The 16,305-nt window shown below is 72.0% G+C and carries 13 protein-coding genes; 10 read left to right on the top strand and 3 right to left on the bottom strand.

Annotated features, from left to right (window positions below; genetic code table 11):
- Positions 1–65 precede the first annotated feature (65 nt).
- The 5 genes from fdxA to AB0M35_RS08575 all read left to right on the top strand — a co-directional run bounded on the left by fdxA (position 66) and on the right by AB0M35_RS08575 (position 3,902).
- On the top strand, positions 66–392 hold the full coding sequence (fdxA, locus tag AB0M35_RS08595) for a ferredoxin (RefSeq protein WP_007464872.1): 327 nt from the start codon (positions 66–68) through the stop codon (positions 390–392).
- On the top strand, positions 389–1,498 hold the full coding sequence (gene dapC, locus AB0M35_RS08590; protein ID WP_363743803.1) for a succinyldiaminopimelate transaminase: 1,110 nt from the start codon (positions 389–391) through the stop codon (positions 1,496–1,498). The genes fdxA and dapC overlap by 4 nt, the downstream gene beginning before the upstream one ends.
- 26 nt (positions 1,499–1,524) lie before the next feature.
- The gene (locus AB0M35_RS08585; protein WP_363743154.1) at positions 1,525–2,538 is read left to right on the top strand and encodes a prephenate dehydrogenase/arogenate dehydrogenase family protein; all 1,014 of its coding nucleotides are present in this window, start codon (positions 1,525–1,527) and stop codon (positions 2,536–2,538) included.
- Positions 2,539–2,610: 72 nt separating this feature from the next.
- Complete coding sequence (locus AB0M35_RS08580; RefSeq protein ID WP_363743152.1) at positions 2,611–3,255, top strand: SIMPL domain-containing protein; 645 nt, start codon at positions 2,611–2,613, stop codon at positions 3,253–3,255.
- Positions 3,255–3,902 (top strand): nucleoside/nucleotide kinase family protein, encoded by a 648-nt coding sequence (locus AB0M35_RS08575; protein WP_363743150.1) that lies wholly within the window; start codon positions 3,255–3,257, stop codon positions 3,900–3,902. Before AB0M35_RS08580 ends, AB0M35_RS08575 begins: the two co-directional genes overlap by 1 nt.
- Positions 3,903–3,949: 47 nt before the next feature.
- Here AB0M35_RS08575 and AB0M35_RS08570 read toward each other — a convergent pair whose 3' ends face one another.
- Positions 3,950–4,507: a sugar O-acetyltransferase gene (locus tag AB0M35_RS08570; protein ID WP_363743148.1), complete on the bottom strand. Its 558-nt coding sequence runs from the start codon at positions 4,505–4,507 to the stop codon at positions 3,950–3,952.
- Positions 4,508–4,645: 138 nt separating this feature from the next.
- Here AB0M35_RS08570 and AB0M35_RS08565 point away from each other — a divergent pair, with 138 nt between their 5' ends.
- Complete coding sequence (locus AB0M35_RS08565; protein ID WP_363743146.1) at positions 4,646–7,978, top strand: S8 family serine peptidase; 3,333 nt, start codon at positions 4,646–4,648, stop codon at positions 7,976–7,978.
- A gap of 108 nt (positions 7,979–8,086) precedes the next feature.
- Here AB0M35_RS08565 and dapD read toward each other — a convergent pair whose 3' ends face one another.
- Positions 8,087–9,046: a 2,3,4,5-tetrahydropyridine-2,6-dicarboxylate N-succinyltransferase gene (dapD, locus tag AB0M35_RS08560; RefSeq protein WP_363743144.1), complete on the bottom strand. Its 960-nt coding sequence runs from the start codon at positions 9,044–9,046 to the stop codon at positions 8,087–8,089.
- Between the two features lie 136 nt (positions 9,047–9,182).
- On the opposite strand from dapD, the gene dapE reads away from it, so the two are divergent.
- Positions 9,183–10,256, top strand: a complete 1,074-nt coding sequence (dapE, locus tag AB0M35_RS08555) for a succinyl-diaminopimelate desuccinylase (protein ID WP_363743142.1) — start codon at positions 9,183–9,185, stop codon at positions 10,254–10,256.
- A 133-nt stretch (positions 10,257–10,389) separates the two neighbouring features.
- Here dapE and AB0M35_RS08550 read toward each other — a convergent pair whose 3' ends face one another.
- Entirely contained in the window at positions 10,390–10,542 is a 153-nt protein-coding gene (locus AB0M35_RS08550; protein ID WP_363743140.1) for a hypothetical protein, read from the bottom strand.
- A 141-nt stretch (positions 10,543–10,683) separates the two neighbouring features.
- Here AB0M35_RS08550 and AB0M35_RS08545 point away from each other — a divergent pair, with 141 nt between their 5' ends.
- The 3 genes from AB0M35_RS08545 to AB0M35_RS08535 all read left to right on the top strand — a co-directional run bounded on the left by AB0M35_RS08545 (position 10,684) and on the right by AB0M35_RS08535 (position 16,293).
- Positions 10,684–11,520 (top strand): TIGR00730 family Rossman fold protein, encoded by an 837-nt coding sequence (locus AB0M35_RS08545; protein ID WP_363743138.1) that lies wholly within the window; start codon positions 10,684–10,686, stop codon positions 11,518–11,520.
- A 4-nt stretch (positions 11,521–11,524) separates the two neighbouring features.
- Entirely contained in the window at positions 11,525–12,070 is a 546-nt protein-coding gene (locus AB0M35_RS08540) for a TIGR00730 family Rossman fold protein (RefSeq protein ID WP_363743137.1), read from the top strand.
- A gap of 524 nt (positions 12,071–12,594) precedes the next feature.
- Positions 12,595–16,293 carry an ATP-dependent DNA helicase gene (locus AB0M35_RS08535; RefSeq protein ID WP_363743135.1) on the top strand — a complete coding sequence of 1,233 codons (3,699 nt, stop codon included), beginning with the start codon at positions 12,595–12,597 and terminating at the stop codon, positions 16,291–16,293.
- Positions 16,294–16,305: the final 12 nt, after the last annotated feature.

The raw sequence follows: 16,305 nt of genomic DNA, 5'->3' as shown, positions 1-16,305 counted from the left end.
CCAGCGAGATACTAGGCTCTTAGCGTCGCGGGTGATCGCGGCGTGTCTTGCGGAGGAGAAGACCGGTGACCTACATCATCGCCGAGCCGTGCGTGGATGTGCTCGACAAGGCATGCATCGAGGAATGCCCGGTCGACTGCATTTACGAGGGCAACCGGATGCTCTACATCCACCCCGACGAGTGCGTCGACTGTGGTGCCTGTGAGCCTGTCTGCCCGGTAGAGGCGATCTTCTACGAGGACGACGTCCCGGAGCAGTGGAAGGACTACACCGGCGCCAACTACGAGTTCTTCGAGGATCTGGGCTCGCCCGGGGGAGCCTCGAAGATCGGCAAGGTGGAGAAGGACGCGACCTTCGTCGCCGCGCAGCCGCCGCGCGGCGAGGGGCACTGAACCGGCTCGCGCCGGTTTCGTCACGGCTACCCGATTTCACCTGGGACACCCTGGACGCCGCGGCCGTACTGGCCGCGGCGCACCCGGACGGTTTGATCAACCTGTCCATGGGAACGCCGGTCGACCCGGTTCCGGAGGTGATCCAGCGGGCGCTGGCCGACGCGGCCAACGCCCCGGGGTACCCGTTGACGGCCGGCACAGCCGCCCTGCGCGAGGCGATCGCGGCCTGGGTCGCCCGGTCCTGCGGTGCCGGGGTGGACGGGCTCGGGGTGCTGCCGACGGTCGGCTCGAAAGAGCTGGTGGCCTGGTTGCCCACCCTGCTCGGGGTGGGGCCGGGCGATGTGGTGGTGGTGCCCTCGATCGCCTACCCGACCTACGAGGACGGGGTTCGGCTGGCGGGCGCCACCACGGTACGCGCCGACTCGTTGACCGCCGTCGGGCCGACCTCCCGGGTACGCCTCGTCTGGGTGAACTCACCGGGTAACCCGACCGGCCGGGTGTTGCCCGCCAGCCACTTGCGCAAGGTGGTGGACTGGGCCCGGGAGCGTGGCGCGGTGGTCGCCAGCGACGAGTGCTACCTGCCGTTGGGCTGGTCGGCGGAACCGGTGTCGGTGCTGGCGCCCGAGGTCTGTGGCGGCTCGTACGACTCGGTCCTGGCGGTGCATTCGCTGTCCAAGCGTTCCAACCTCGCCGGCTACCGGGCGGGGTTCGTGGCGGGTGATCCGGCCCTCGTGGCGGAACTGCTCAAGGTCCGCAAACACGCGGGGATGATCGTGCCGGCGCCGGTGCAGGCGGCGATGGTGGCTGCCCTGCGTGACGAACAGCACGCCGACGAGCAGCGGGAGCGCTACCGCGTGCGGCGCGAGACGTTGCGGGCGGCTTTCACGAGCGCCGGTTTCCGGGTCGAACACTCCGAGGCGGGGCTCTACCTCTGGTTGACCCGGGACGAGGACTGCTGGGACACCGTCGACTGGCTGGCCCGACGGGGCATCCTGGTCGCCGCCGGTGTCTTCTACGGCCCCGGTGCCCGCCAGTACGTGCGGGTGGCGTTGACCGAGTCCGACGAGCGGATCGCGTCGGTGGCGACCCGTCTCGCCCAACCCTGACCCGACACGGGACGCCGAGGTACGCGATGGCGGGCAGCACCGACGCACGGCGGCGAGTGGCCGTGCTCGGCACCGGTCTGATCGGCGGCTCGGTGCTGCTCCGGCTGCACGCCGCCGGGCTGGACGTGGTCGGCTGGGACCCGGACGAGGCGACCCGGCAGCAGGCTCGGATGCTCGGCGTACCAACCGCCGACCTGCTGGCCGAGGCGGTGGCCGACCGGGAGTTGGTCTTCCTGGGCGGGCCACTGCCCACCCTGCCGGCGACCCTGGTCGAGGTCGCCGCAATGACCGGCGAGGACTGCCTGCTCACCGACGTCGGCAGCACCAAGGCGCAGTTGGCGGCGTTCGCCGCGACGCAGGGTCTCACCCACCGGTTCGTGCCCGGTCATCCGATGGCCGGCACCGACCGGGCCGGGCTGACCGCAGCGGTGCCGGACCTGTTCGACGACGCTGCCTGGGTGCTCTGCCCGGCCCGGGACGGGCTTGCCGCGTTCCGTCGGCTCGTGGCCCTGATCACCGAGGTCTTCGCCGCCCGGGTGGTACCGATGGCGGCGGACCGGCACGACGCGGTGGTCGCGCTCGCCTCGCACGTGCCGCATCTGCTCGCCGGGGCGTTGGCCGGTGCGGCCGAGCGGTCGGCGCTGCGCGACGCGGTGCTCACCCTGGCCGCCGGGAGCTTCCGCGACGGCACCCGGGTCGCCGGCACCCCGCCGCAGCGTACGACGAACATGTTGCGCGGCAACCGGGACGAGGTGCTGGCCGCGTTGACCGAGGTGACCGGGTATCTCGACGAGCTGTCCAGTGCGCTGCGCGCCGACGAGCCCGACCTGCTCACCGCCCGGTACGCCGAGGCCGCCACCGCTCGGCTCGCGTTGACCGGTCGGCCCTACGCCGAGCAGCACCGGTCGTTTCCCCTCGACGGCGAGCCCGCCGACGAGGTGGTCTGGTTGTGTGAGCTGGGTGCGGCCGGTGGGCACTTGAGCGGCTGCCAGGTGGACGGTGCGGTCGTCTCCTACCTGGCGCACCGTCCACGGTCCTGACGCCCGTGCGATCGGTCGGTCGTACGGCCGCATCGGTGGGCGTGGCGCGGACCCCGCCGCTAGGGTGAGGGCATGGTGGACGGACCGGTGGTGACGGTACGCGGCGAGGCCTACCGCGAGGTCGATCCGGAGGTCGCCCGGTTCGCGGTCACCGCACTGGCTCGGGACCGCGAGCGGGAGACCGTCCTGACCCGGCTGGCCGAGCGGGCCGCCGCGATCCGGGTGCTGCTGGATGCGGCCGAGTCGTCGATCGACCGCCGGGAGACCGGCGACCTGCGGGTACGGCCCGAGACCCGGCGCTCCGGCGAGCGGGTGATCGCCTGGCACGGTTCGGTGGTGACCACGGTGACCGTCACCGACTTCACCGCCCTCGGCGAGCTGATGCTGCGCCTGGCCGATCAGGATCAGGTCGAGGTGGCCGGTCCGTGGTGGTCGCTGCGCCCGGACAGCCCGACCTACCGGGAGGCCCGGCATGACGCGCTCACCGATGCGCTGCAACGGGCCCGTGAGTACGCGGAGGCGCTCGGTGCCCAGGTGACCGAGCTGATCGAGTTGGCCGACGAGGGTGGCAGCCCGCAGCCGCAGATGATGCGAATGGCGTTCGAGGCCGGAGGTGCCCCCGAGGGTCGGCCGGAGTTGGAGTTCGACCCGCAGCCGCAGGGGGTGCACGCCGCCGTGCGCGCCCAGTTCGCGATCACTCGGCCGGTCCTGTCCTGATGCCCACGGCTCAGGTGTTGCCCGTCGAGGAGTTGCTGGCGCGGGCCCGCACGCTGGCCGAGGCCGGCCCCCGTCAGCTGCTCGGCATCACCGGTGCGCCCGGTGCCGGCAAGTCCACCCTGGCCGAGCAGGTGGTGGCGGCGGTCGGCCCGGCCGCCCGACTGATCCCGATGGACGGCTTCCACCTCGCCCAGGCCGAGCTGCACCGGCTCGACCGGGCCGCGCGCAAGGGCGCCATCGACACCTTCGACGCCAACGGTTACGTCTCACTCCTGCGTCGCCTGAAACGCAAGGAGCCGACCTCGGTCTGGGCGCCCGAGTTTCGCCGGGAGCTGGAGGAGCCGGTCGCCGGGGCGATCGAGGTGCCACCGGAGGTCCGGCTGGTGGTGACCGAGGGCAATTACCTGCTCGTCCCGCAGTGGCCCTGGGACGAGGTGCGCTCGTTGCTGCACGAGGCGTGGTTCCTGGATCTGGACGCGCAGTTGCGGCACCGCCGGCTCATCGCCCGGCATGTCGCGTACGGACGCTCCACCGGGGAGGCCCAGGCCTGGGCGCTGGGCAGCGACGAGGTCAACGCCGCGCTGGTGACCGGCACCGCCGACCGGGCCGATCTGGTGGTACGCCTGGCCGAGCCTCCGCCCGGGTGACGACACGGCACGGCGCATCGACGTGGGTTCCGGGGCCGATGTGAGGGTCAGCCGATCTCGCGTACCGGCCGAGCGGGATTACCCACCGCCACGACGTTGGCCGGCAGATCCCGGGTCACCACGGCACCCGCACCGACGACCGTATTGTCACCCACCGCTACTCCAGCGAGGATGATCGCGCCACCGCCCAGCCAGACGTTGTCGCCGATGCTGATCGGCTGGGCCGCCTCCCACTTGGCGCGGCGGGGCTCCGGCTCGACCGGATGCGTCGGGGTGAGTAGTTGCACGTTCGGGCCCACCTGCACGTCGGCGCCGATGCTGATCGGTGCGACGTCCAGGAAGACCGCCTGGAAGTTGACGAAGCTCCGCGGTCCGATCCGGATGTTGTAGCCGTAGTCGCAGTGAAACGGTGGGCGGATCCAGGTCTCCTCACCGAGGTCGCCGAGCAGCTCACGCAGTACGGCCAGGCGGGCTTCGCGCTGGTCGGCCGGGCCGGAGTTGAACTGTTCCAGCAGTCGTAGGGCGCGGAGATGGTCGGCGATGAGTTCCGGGTCGTCGGCGAGGTACGGCTCACCGGCCAGCATGCGCTCCTTCATGGATCTCATCTGCTGATCATGCCGCTCGCGGACGAACCGCGTACTCAACTTCGTCGAATTCTTGACTCCCTTTTGCATACTCGGTATGCAAGGCTAGATGTCATCGATGTATCCCACATCGGTAGACGCTTCCAAGAGGAGGATCAGTTGCAACAAAGGAGCAAACTGACCGCCATCGGACTGGGGATGGTCCTGGTGCTCGGCGTGCCGGGCGCCGCCTCGGCCACCCCGTCCAAACCAGCCGCACCGCAGTCCACGCAGCTCACCGCGCGGCCGGCGGCGTCAGGCCAGTCCACCGTCACCCTGATCACCGGTGACCGGGTCACCGTCAACGCGTCCGGGGCGGCGAGCGTACGCCCGGCCGAGGGGCGGTCCGGCATCCGCTTCCTCACCCAGCGGCAGCAGGATCACCTCTGGGTGGTGCCGCAGGACGCCCTGCCGCTGATCCGCGACGGCCGGGTCGACCGGCGGCTGTTCGACGTGACCGGCCTGATCGCCGCTGGTTACGACGATGCCCGCCGGGATCACCTGCCGCTGCTGATGACCTACCAGACGGGCGCGGCGCGGCGCGCCGCCGCACCCGGCGGGGTGACCGTTACCCGGGACCTGGCCGCCATCGGTGGCGTCGCGGCCACCGCCGACAAGCGGGAGACCAGCGACTTCTGGGCGACCCTCGCCGGCGGCGCGGCCGCTCGGCTCGACGGTGCGGGGGGTGTCGAGCGGATCTGGCTCGACGGCAGGCGACAGCTGACGCTGGAGCACAGCGTGCCGCAGATCGGCGCGCCCGCCGCCCACCAGGCCGGTTACACCGGCCAGGGGGTACGCGTGGCGGTGCTGGACACCGGCGTCGACGCTGCGCACCCGGATCTGGTCGGGCGGGTCGCCGAGGCGCACAACTTCACCGAGGAGGCGGACGCGGGCGACCTCGTGGGGCACGGCACCCACGTCGCCGCGACCATCGCCGGCAGCGGCGCCGCCTCCGATGGCCGCAACCGTGGCGTGGCCCCGGACGCGACCCTGCTGAACGGCAAGGTCTGTGAGGAGTACGGCTGCACCGAGTCGGCCATCCTGGCCGGCATGCACTGGGCCGCCGTCGACCAGCAGGCCGACGTGATCAACCTGAGCCTGGGCGGGACGGACACCCCGCAGGTCGACCCGCTGGAGGAGGCGGTCAACACGCTGACCGAGCAGACCGGCGCCCTCTTCGTGATCTCGGCCGGCAACAGTGGTCGGGCCGGCAGCGTAGGATCGCCGGCCAGCGCCGACGCCGCGCTCGCCGTCGGTGCGGTGGACCGCGACGACGAACTCGCCTACTTCTCCAGCCAGGGCCCGCGCGTCGGTGACGACGGGCTGAAGCCGGAGATCACCGCACCCGGGGTGGACATCATCGCGGCCCGGGGAGCGGGCACCGAGCTCGGCGACCCGGTCGGGGAGCACTACGTCTCGCTCTCCGGCACCTCGATGTCCGCGCCGCATGTCGCCGGTGCGGCGGCGCTGCTCGCCCAGCAGCGCGGCGACGCGACCGCGGAACAACTCAAGGCCCTCCTCATGGCCTCGGCCCAGCCGCACCCGGACCTGACCGCGTACCAGCAGGGGGCTGGTCGGGTCGACGTGGCGCGGGCGATCAACCAGCAGGTGGTCAGCGAGCCGACCAGCGTCTCGCTCGGTCGTACGCTCTGGCCGCACGACGACGACCAACCGGTAACCCGGGAGCTGAGCTGGCGCAACACCGGCGGTACGGCGATCACCCTGGACCTCACCGTGCAGGCCGTCGGCCCCGGCGGGCAGCCGGCCCCGGGCGGCATGTTCGTGTTGAGCGCCCAGCAGGTCGTGGTCCCTGCCGGCGGTACGGCGTCGGTCACCGTCACGGCCGACACCAGCATCGACAGCCCGGACGGGCACTACACCGGCCGAGTGCTCGCCCGCTCCGGCGACACGGTGGTGACCACCCCGCTGGCGATCAACAAGGAGGTGGAGAGCTACGACGTGACCCTGCGGCACCTGGGTCGCGACGGCGCTGCGGCCGGCGATCACGTCACCTTCCTGCTCGGGCTGACGGCCTACGACGAGTTCGTCGTGTACGACCCGTCGGGTACCGCCGAGGTCCGGGTGCCCAAGGGCCGGTACGGACTCGTCAGTTACCTGTTCGACGAGGCGACCGAGCAGTTGACGATGATGGCCGGTCCGGAGTTGGAGGTGAAGCGGGACTCCTCGGTGACCATCGACGCGCGTAAGGCGGGCACGGTACGGCTCACGGTGCCGGACCGCTCGGCGAAGTCGGCGCTGGCCATGGCCGACGCGACCTTCCTGCTCGGCGACCTCGGTGCCGCGAGCTTCGGTACGTTCGGTCTCGACTTCGACGGTCTGACGATCGGGCAGCTCGGCCGACCGGTGCCGGCGGACCGCTTCTTCAGTTCGTTGACGACTCAGTTCGCCGACGTGGAGGCGGAGAACAGCACATACTTCTACGGGCTGGGCGAGCAGTTCCCGGGCCGGTTGCCCAACGGCCTGACCAAGCACTACCGCAACAGCGACCTGGCCAAGGTCACTCAACGGTTCAACGGGGGCTATCCCGGCGCGCTCGCCGAACGGCTCGCCTTCCCGGTCTTCGAACCCGACCTGGGCGGCTGGGCCGCCGTACTGAACGTCGCGGTGCCGGGTCAGCGGGTCGAGTACTACAGCACCAAGCAGGTGCGCTGGAGCACCGAGCTGGCGTTCGGTACGCCGGTCGAGGACCAGCCGTGGCTGGACACGGTGGCCGTCTTCTGGTCCGAACCGACGGCGTACCGGGCCGGCCGGCACTACCAGGACACCTGGAACGGCGCACCCTACGGGCCGTCGTTCCCGACGCCACGGTGGCCGGAAGAGGGCCTGACCCGTCAGGGTGACGTGATCGGGTTGGCGCTGCCGCTGCACGGCGATGCGGCGGGACACCCGGGTGGCTCGGTGGCGGACACCTCGCGTACTGCGTTGTACCGCAACGGCAAGCTGGTCGGGGAGAGCCCCGAGCATGGTTGGGGACAGTTCGAGGTGCCGGCCGGTGTGGCGACGTACCGCTTGGAGACGTCGGCCAAGCGCAGCTTCACCGACCTGAGCACAGAGGTTGCTGCGACCTGGACCTTCCGGTCCGGCCATGTCCGGGGCGACAAGTACCTGCGACTGCCGGCCAGCGTGATCAGGTTCGCGCCCCGGTTGGACGCGCGCAACTCCGCACCGGCCAACCGGTCCTTCGTCATCCCGATTCAGGTGGAGCGCCAGCCCGGTGCTCCGGCTGGACGGACCAGGTCGCTGACCGTCGAGGTCTCCTACAACGGCGGGAAGACCTGGCAGCGGGCGAAGGTGAACAAGGCCGGCAGCGGCTGGCAGGCCGTCGTGAAGCACCCTCGGGGCACCGGCTACGTGTCGCTGCGCGCCAGCGCTGAGGACAGCGCCGGCAACACCGTGACGCAGCGGATCATCCAGGCGTACCGCCTGCGGTGAACCGCGCGGTGGGCCCGGCGCCGCGGCGCCGGGCCCACCGGGCAGACGATTGTTAAGAGGGGCCCCTTCCTATACGCGAGGCGTTAAGAAGGGGCCCCTCCTTACACCTCAGTCGTTGGCGTGCAGGGCGGCGTTGAGTTCGATGCCCCGGCCGGTACGCGGGCGCGCCTCCAGCGCGCCGGTGACCGAGTTGCGCCAGAACAGCAGCCCGTCGACGCCGGAGAGTTCACGGGCCTTGACCACCCGGCCGTCCGGCAAGGTGATCTTCGACGCGGCGGTGATGTAGCAGCCGGCCTCGACCACGCAGTCGTCGCCGAGGGAGATGCCGATCCCGGCGTTCGCCCCGATCAGGCTGCGCTCGCCGATGCTCACCCGATCCGTGCCACCACCGGAGAGGGTGCCCATGATGGAGGCGCCGCCGCCGATGTCCGAGCCGTCGCCGACCACCACGCCCTGGACGATCCGGCCCTCGACCATGGAGGTGCCGAGCGTACCGGCGTTGAAGTTGACGAAGCCCTCGTGCATGACGGTGGTGCCGGCGGCCAGATGCGCGCCGAGGCGGACCCGGTCGGCGTCGGCGATGCGTACCCCGGAGGGCACCACGTAGTCGGTCATCCGGGGGAATTTGTCCACCCCGTACACGGCCAGATGGCGGCCGGCGGCGCGCTCGATCACGCGCAACTCGTCCACCCGCTCCGGCGGGCACGGCCCGGCGGAGGTCCAGGCCACGTTGGCCAGCTTGCCGAAGATGCCGTCGAGGTTGAGCTGGTTGGGCCGCACCAGGCGGTGGGAGAGCAGGTGCAGCCGCAGGTACGCGTCGGCTGCGTCCTTGATCGGGTCGTCCAGCGAGCCGATCACGGTGACCACCTGAACGGTACGCAGACCGGGCAGTGCGCGGTCACCGAGCGCGCCCGGCGGAAGGTCCAGTACGTCGGCCTCGTCCTCGCCGGGCACCAGCGGCAACTCGCCCAGGCCGAGCTTGCCGGTCGGGTACCAGGTGTCGAGCACCTGGTCGTCGGCGGTGACGGTGGCCAGGCCGATACCCCACGCGGAATCTGTCGACGTCACGTACTCACCTCTCGTTGCCTGCTGCGCTTGCTGCTGCTCGCGACTGCGTGGCTGGCAAGCTCACTTCCCGTGCTTCGCCGAAGGGCTCGCGGGCTCGCGTCTCACGGTCGCCAGTTGTGACGGTACCGTGCGGACCATGGAGAACCCGCTCACCCCCGAGGTCCTCGCCGATCCGGTGGCGTTGACCCGTGCCCTGGTCGACATCGAGTCCGTGTCCCTCAACGAGAAGGCCATCGCCGACTGCGTCGAGCAGGTGCTGCGGGCGGTGCCCCACCTGACCACGTACCGGCACGGCAACACGGTGATGGCCCGTACCGATCTGGGTCGGGGCTCCCGGGTGGTGCTGGCCGGGCATCTGGACACGGTCCCGCTGAACAACAACTTCCCGTCGACCATGCGCGGCGACCTGATGTACGGCTGCGGCACCTCGGACATGAAGTCCGGGGTGGCCTTCGCGCTGCACCTGGCCACGACGCTGCCCGATCCGCGTTACGACGTGACGTACTTCTTCTACGAGGCGGAGGAGATCGAGTCCAGGTACAACGGCCTCAGCCTGGTGGCCGAGGCGCACCCGCAGTGGCTGGAGGCCGACTTCGCGGTGCTGCTGGAGCCGACGTACGGCGTGGTGGAGGCCGGCTGTCAGGGCACCATGCGGGCGACGGTGGTGACCACCGGGATCCGGGCCCACTCGGCCCGCTCCTGGCACGGGGTGAACGCCGTGCACGCCGCCACCGAGGTGCTCCGCCGTCTCTCCGAGTACCAGGCCCGACGGGTGACCATCGACGGTTGCGAGTACCGCGAGGGGATGAACGCGGTGCGGATCCACGGTGGGGTCGCCGGCAACGTGGTGCCGGACCGGTGCGAGATCGAGGTGAACTACCGCTTCGCGCCGGACCGTACGCCGGCCGAGGCCGAGGCGCACCTGCGCGAGGTCCTTGCGGGGTACGAACTGCTGGTGACCGACTGCGCGCCCGGCGCCCTGCCGGGGCTGGAGGCCCCGGCGGCGCGGGAGTTCCTGGCGGCGGTGGGCGCCGCCCCGATCGGCAAGTTGGGCTGGACGGACGTGGCCCGTTTCGCGGCGCTGGGTATCCCGGCACTCAACTTCGGCCCCGGTGACCCGAATCTGGCTCACCACCCGGACGAGCACGTCGAGATCGGCAAGATCCGCGACGGCGCCGCCACCCTGCACCGCTGGCTCGCCGCCGCCTGAGCGACGCCGCGCGGTCGCTGCTGCCGGCACGTCGGACCCGGCCGCCGCCTCAGCTGCGCTGCCGCCTCGCCGCCGCACGCCGCCTCCTGCCTCGCCGCCCAGCGGGCCTGACCGGAAAGCGGGTGCCTTCCGGTCAGGCGGCGGTGAGCTGGGAGTCGGTGGCGGGTTCGGCGGGAGGCTCAGGGGCGGGTTCGAGCAGTCGTGCCCGGCGGCGCTCGGCCACCACGTCGCGGATGCGCCGCTGCATCTGGCGCCGGATCCGGATCCGTTCGTTGTTGGTGATCACGCGTTGTCTCCTTCCCCCGAAGCCGCGTGCCGGGGCATACCCGGTATGTGAATTGTAAGACGCGTGGGGAAGCGATTTGGTTGCACAAGATCACGAAGTGTTTGCCATGTTCTGCGCTGGCACTCCACTACGGTTGCTCCCATGGAGCAGATCAACCACCGCGGACCAGGACGGGAGCGGCATCGCGGCGCCGTGACGATGCGCCGGCAGGCGATTCCCGCCAGCACCGCCGACCAGGGGCTGTTGGATTCGCGCGCGCGGGCCGACTGGCGTACCAAGGACTCCTGGCGCGCGCTGCGCATCCTCTCCGAGTTCGTCGAGGGCTTCGACACGCTCGCCGACCTGCCGCCGGCGGTCAGCGTCTTCGGCTCGGCCCGGAGCAAACCGGACAGCCCGGAGTGTCAGCTCGCCGAGGAGGTGGGCGCGGCGCTCGCCCGGGCCGGCTACGCGGTGATCACCGGTGGCGGCCCCGGCGTGATGGAAGCGGCCAACCGGGGTGCGAGCGAGGCCGGCGGACGCTCCGTCGGTCTCGGTATCGAGCTCCCCTTCGAGCAGGGCATCAACGAGTGGGTCGACCTGGCGATCGACTTCCGCTACTTCTTCGCCCGCAAGACCATGTTCGTCAAGTACGCCCAGGCGTTCGTCGTGCTGCCCGGTGGCTTCGGCACCCTGGACGAGCTGTTCGAGGCGCTCACCCTGGTACAGACCGGCAAGGTCACCCGGTTCCCGGTGGTGCTGATGGGCATCGACTACTGGCAGGGCCTGCTCGACTGGCTGCGCGACACCATGGCCGCGGAGGGCAAGATCGGGCCGGTCGACCTCGACCTGATCTGCGTCACCGACGACGTGGCCGCGGCGGTGCGGCACATCGTGGAGGCCGAGGCCGCGCTCAGCACGGAGCAGGAGGCGGTACGCGAGGACGCCGTGGCCCGTACCGCCGCCGACCAGCAGGCGGCCGCCAGCGAGTCGGAACACTGAACGAATGGCTGCGATCTGCGTTTTCTGTGCCTCCTCCCGTACCCTCGACCAGCGTTGGCTGGACCTCGCGACCGCCACCGGCGCGGAGATCGCCCGGCGCGGACACACCCTGGTCAGCGGTGGCGGCTGCGTCGGGATGATGGGCGCGCTGGTCGACGGTGCCCGATCGGTGGGTGGTCGGACGATCGGCGTGATCCCGCAGGCGCTGGTCGACCTGGAGGTCGCCGACCTGGCCTCCGACGAGTTGGTCGTCACCGACTCGATGGCCAACCGGAAGATCATCATGATCGAAAAGTCGGACGCCTTCCTCACGCTGCCCGGCGGGTTGGGCACGCTCGACGAGCTCTTCGAGGTCTGGACCACCGCCACGCTGGCTCTGCACCAGAAACCGATGGTGCTGGTGGACACCGACGGCTTCTACGGTCCGTTGCTGGACTGGCTGCGCAACCTGACCGCCCAGAGCTTCCTCAAGCCCGGGGGCTTCGACCTCCTCCAGTCCGCCGACACTCTCCCCGCCGCCCTGGACCTCCTCGAATCGCGCCTCACCTGACCTCCCTCGCGCCTCACCTTGGCCTCCCCCGCGCCTCACCTGACCTACCTCGCGCCTCACCTTGGCCTCCCCCGCGCCTCACCTGACCTACCTCGCGCCTCATCTTGGCCTCGCGGCCGCACCTTGCCTCGCCCCTGAACTGGGCCCCCTCGCGCCTGACCTGACGTTCCATTCCGCCTCACCCTGATCCGGGCCGATCGCCCAGCGAACCGACCCGCAGCGCCTGGTCGCGCCGCGCGCGTCGAGGCAGCCTGCCTCCTTCGCCTGGCGCTTCTTGCAGCGGTCGTGCGCCAGCCAAGATCGTGCTGGATCTGGGATCGAGTGGCCTCGGTGGCATCACCAAGGCACTCGATCCCAGATCGAGCGTGATCATGCTGGATCGGTCAGGTTGTCGAGCGTGATCATGGGCGTGGTCACGCTGGGTGGAGCGGGTGGTGATGGTGCGTCGAGGTTGCGGTGTGCGTCGGGACTCCGCAGGGTGTGGCGCGGCAGGGGGTGTCGCAGGCCCGTGATGGGATGTCGGGATGCAGGCGTACCGCTTGGTGCGTCGGCCCGTGGGGCCGACCGAGGGAGACGGCCCGACCGACGGGCGCTCCTCGGCGCAGGGTCTTCCGGTCGCCGACCCGCCGTCGACTGCGCCAGCACCCGCTTCGCCGCCCGCCGGTGAAGGTTCTCCCGGCGAGCAGACCGACCCGGCGCAGGTTGCTGGTCCGCAGACCAGCCTGGCGCGGACCACCGGTCCACAGGACGGCACGGCGCAGGTCACTGGCCCGCAGGGCGACCCAGCGGTCACTGGTCTGCAGGGCGGTCCGGGGCGGACGGTGGATGCCGGGCAGGCGGAGGTGGTGGCACACACCGACGGACCGATGCTGGTGCTCGGTGGACCGGGCACGGGGAAGACCCGCACCCTGGTCGAGGCGGTCGCCGGCAGGGTCGCCGAGGGCGTGGATCCGGAGCGGATCCTGGTCCTCACCTTCAGCCGACGGGGCGCCAACGACCTGCGGCACCGCATCGAGGCCCGGATCGCCGCCGATGGGCAGCGGGTGCTGCGCGAGCCGCTGGTGCGGACCTTTCCCGCGTACGCCTTCGGGTTGTTGCGCCGCGCGGCGGCCGAGCGGGGTGAGCCGTCGCCTCGACTGCTCACCGGCCCGGAACAGGATCTGATCATCCGTGAGCTGTTGGACGTGGTCGGCGAGGAGCCCGACGACGACCCGGTCGGCTGGCCGGAGGACCTGCGCCCCGCCCTGCGTACCCGCGCCTTCGCGGCCCAGCTACGCGACCTGCTGATGCGCGCGGCCGAGCGTGGGGTGGGTCCGGTCGAGCTGGCCCGGCTCGGTGAGAAGTTGGGGCGGGCCGACTGGCCGGCCGCCGCCCGGTTCCTGCGCGAGTACGTGGCCGTGCTGGCGCTGCGGGACGTGGCGAACCGGGGCTCGGTCGCGTACGACCCGGCGGAACTGGTCCGGGCGGCCACCGGGATGCTGCGGGACGATCCGGAGTTGCTGGCCGTCGAGCGGCGTCGGCTGGCGTACGTCTACGTCGACGAGTTGGCCGACACCGATCCCGCCCAGCTCGATCTGCTGGAGACGGTGGCCGGGGGCGGCCTGCCCCTGGTCGCGTTCGCCGACCCCGACTCGTCCACGTACGCCTTCCGAGGCGCCGACCCGACCGGCGTGACCACGTTCGGGCACCGGTTCCGGACAGCCTCCGGTGCGCCGGCCGCGCAGGTGCTGCTGACCACCAGTTACCGCTGCGGGCCGCGGCTGCTGGCCGCCTCCGCCCGACTGGCGCGGCGGCTACGGGGTCCGGCGGCGCACCGCCGGCTGCGGCCCGTGCCGGACGCACCGCCGGGCACGGTGGAGATCCGTACCTTCCGTTCGGCCACCAGCGAGGCGGCCTGGCTGGCGCACGCGTTGCGCGAGGCGCACCTGCTCGGCGGGCTGCCCTGGGCACGGATGGCGGTGCTGGTGCGGTCCACCGGCCGGCAGTTGCCCGCATTGCGCCGGGCCCTGCACGCGGCCGGTGTGCCGACCGTGGTGCACGGCGAGGACCTGCCACTGCACCTGCAACCGGCGGTCGCGCCGCTGCTGCTCCTGCTGCGTTGCGCACTGGAGCCGGATCGGCTCGACGAGGAGGCTGCGGTCGCGTTGCTGCACTCGCCGTTGGGTGGTGCCGATCCGCTGGCGGAGCGGCGGCTGCGGCAGGGGCTGCGGGCCCTGGCCCTGGCGACCGGCGACCGCCGTCCCTCCGGCGAGCTGATCGTCGAGGCGCTGCGTGACCCGGCCGAGTTGGCCGGTGTCGAGCGGCGCTGGGCCGAGCCGGCGCAGACGGTGGCGGGGCTGTTGGCCGTGGCCCGGGAGACGGCCGCTCGGCCGGGCGCCACCGTCGAGGACGTGCTCTGGGCGGTGTGGCGGGCCAGTGGCCTCGCCGAGCTGTGGTCGGCGGCGTTGACCCGAGGGCCGGCGGTGGCCGGCGAAGGTGATCTCGCCCGGCGCCGTCGGGCCGAGGCGGCCGACCGTGACCTGGACGCGGTGATGGTCCTCTTCGACGCCGCCGCCCGGTTCACCGACCGGCTGCCCGGCGCGCGTACCGAGGTCTTCCTCGATCATGTGCTCGGGCAGGAGTTACCCGCCGACACCCTCGCGCCGACCGCCGACCGGGGCGACGCGGTCCGGCTGCTCACCGCGCACGCCGCGAAGGGGCTGGAGTGGGACCTGGTGGCCGTCGCCGGGGTGCAGGAAGGCGTCTGGCCCGACCTGCGGCTGCGCGGCAGCCTGCTCGGTTCGGAACGGCTGGTGGACGTGCTGGCCGGCCGGGCGGACGCCGCAGGCGGGGTGGCCACCCTGGTCGGACAGACTTCCGCCCTGCTCGACGAGGAGCGGCGGCTGTTCCACGTCGCGGTGACCCGAGCCCGGCGCCGGTTGCTGGTCAGCGCGGTCGCCTCGGCGTCCGTCGGCGGCGACGACCACGACGAACAGCCCAGCCGCTTCCTCTACGAACTCGGGCCCGGCGACACCCTCACCGACGCTACGCCGACGCCCAGCGGGGATCCCGAACCGTCGACCCGGGAGGCAGCACCGGATCAGCCGGCGGCTCGGTCGCCGAGCCCGGGGGCGGTCGGACGACCGGGTGGGCCCGCCGGATCAGCTGGCGCCGAGGCGTCGGACAGCGAGGCGTCGGACAGCGAGCCGGTCGGGCCGCGTACCTTGCCGGTGAGCCGGCCGCCCCGGGCGCTCACCCTGCCCGCGCTGGTGGCGGAGCTGCGTACCGCGTTGGTCGACCCGGCCGCGCCGGCGGCCCGCCGGCGGGCCGCGGCGGCCGAGTTGGCCCGGCTGGGCGCCGCCGGGGTGTTCGGGGCACATCCCGACGACTGGTGGGGGCTGCGACCGTTGTCGGACGACCGGCCGCTGGTCGACGAGGGGGAACCGGTCCGGGTCACTCCGTCGGGGATGGAGAGCGCGTTGCGGTGTAGCCTGCGTTGGCTGCTGGAACGGCACGGCGGCAGTGCGCCGGCCAGTACCGCGCAGGGAGTCGGCAACCTGGTGCACGCGGCGGCGATGCTCGCCGAGGACGCCCGCGCCGACCGGACTGCCCTGCTGGACTACGTCGCCGCCCGGTTCGACGCGATCGAGTTGGCCGCCCGCTGGATGGTAGGACCCGAGCGGGCCCGTGCCGAGGCGATGGTCGACAAGCTGCTGCGCTGGCTGGCCGCCAACCCGCGGCGGCTGCTCGCCATCGAGCACGAGTTCGCGGTACGCCTCGACGATCCGCACCGACCCGTCGACCTGGTCGGCCGGGTGGATCGGCTGGAGGTGGACGACGCCGGGCGGCTGGTGGTGATCGACCTCAAGACCGGCAAGTCCACCACCGTCACCGAACGCGAGGTGGCCGATCATCCGCAGCTCGGCGCGTACCAGGCGGCGGTGGAGGCGGGAGGGTTCGCCGAGTTCGGCGACGAGCCGGGCGGGGCGGCCCTGGTGCAGCTCGGCACCGGTACGCGCGATGCGCGGGAACAGGCCCAGCCGCCGGCCACCGACGGGCCCGAGGCGGGCTGGGCCACCGCCCTGGTACGCCGTACCGCCGATACGATGGCCGCGGCCACCTTCGCGGCGGTCGCCAACTCGAAGTGTCGGGTCTGCCCGGTGCGCACCAGCTGTCCGGTGTCCGGGCAGGGGCGACAGGTGGTCGAGCCGCCAACCGTGCGTCGTCCGGAGCGCGAGGAGTGAGCGTGCCAGCCC

Origin of the sequence: Micromonospora sp. NPDC051196 (assembly GCF_040682415.1) — a bacterium.
In the GTDB taxonomy this organism is placed as follows: Bacteria; Actinomycetota; Actinomycetes; order Mycobacteriales; family Micromonosporaceae; genus Micromonospora.
This window is presented reverse-complemented; position numbering and strand designations above follow the sequence as displayed.

Bases quoted from the DNA above. Each gene is read 5' to 3' on its own strand.
- AB0M35_RS08585 (WP_363743154.1), top strand. From the start codon at position 1,525: ATGGCGGGCAGCACCGACGCACGGCGGCGAGTGGCCGTGCTCGGCACC.
- AB0M35_RS08580 (WP_363743152.1), top strand. From the start codon at position 2,611: ATGGTGGACGGACCGGTGGTGACGGTACGCGGCGAGGCCTACCGCGAG.
- AB0M35_RS08575 (WP_363743150.1), top strand. From the start codon at position 3,255: ATGCCCACGGCTCAGGTGTTGCCCGTCGAGGAGTTGCTGGCGCGGGCC.
- AB0M35_RS08570 (WP_363743148.1), bottom strand. From the start codon at position 4,507: ATGAGATCCATGAAGGAGCGCATGCTGGCCGGTGAGCCGTACCTCGCC.
- dapE (WP_363743142.1), top strand. From the start codon at position 9,183: ATGGAGAACCCGCTCACCCCCGAGGTCCTCGCCGATCCGGTGGCGTTG.
- AB0M35_RS08545 (WP_363743138.1), top strand. From the start codon at position 10,684: ATGGAGCAGATCAACCACCGCGGACCAGGACGGGAGCGGCATCGCGGC.
- AB0M35_RS08540 (WP_363743137.1), top strand. From the start codon at position 11,525: ATGGCTGCGATCTGCGTTTTCTGTGCCTCCTCCCGTACCCTCGACCAG.
- AB0M35_RS08535 (WP_363743135.1), top strand. From the start codon at position 12,595: ATGCAGGCGTACCGCTTGGTGCGTCGGCCCGTGGGGCCGACCGAGGGA.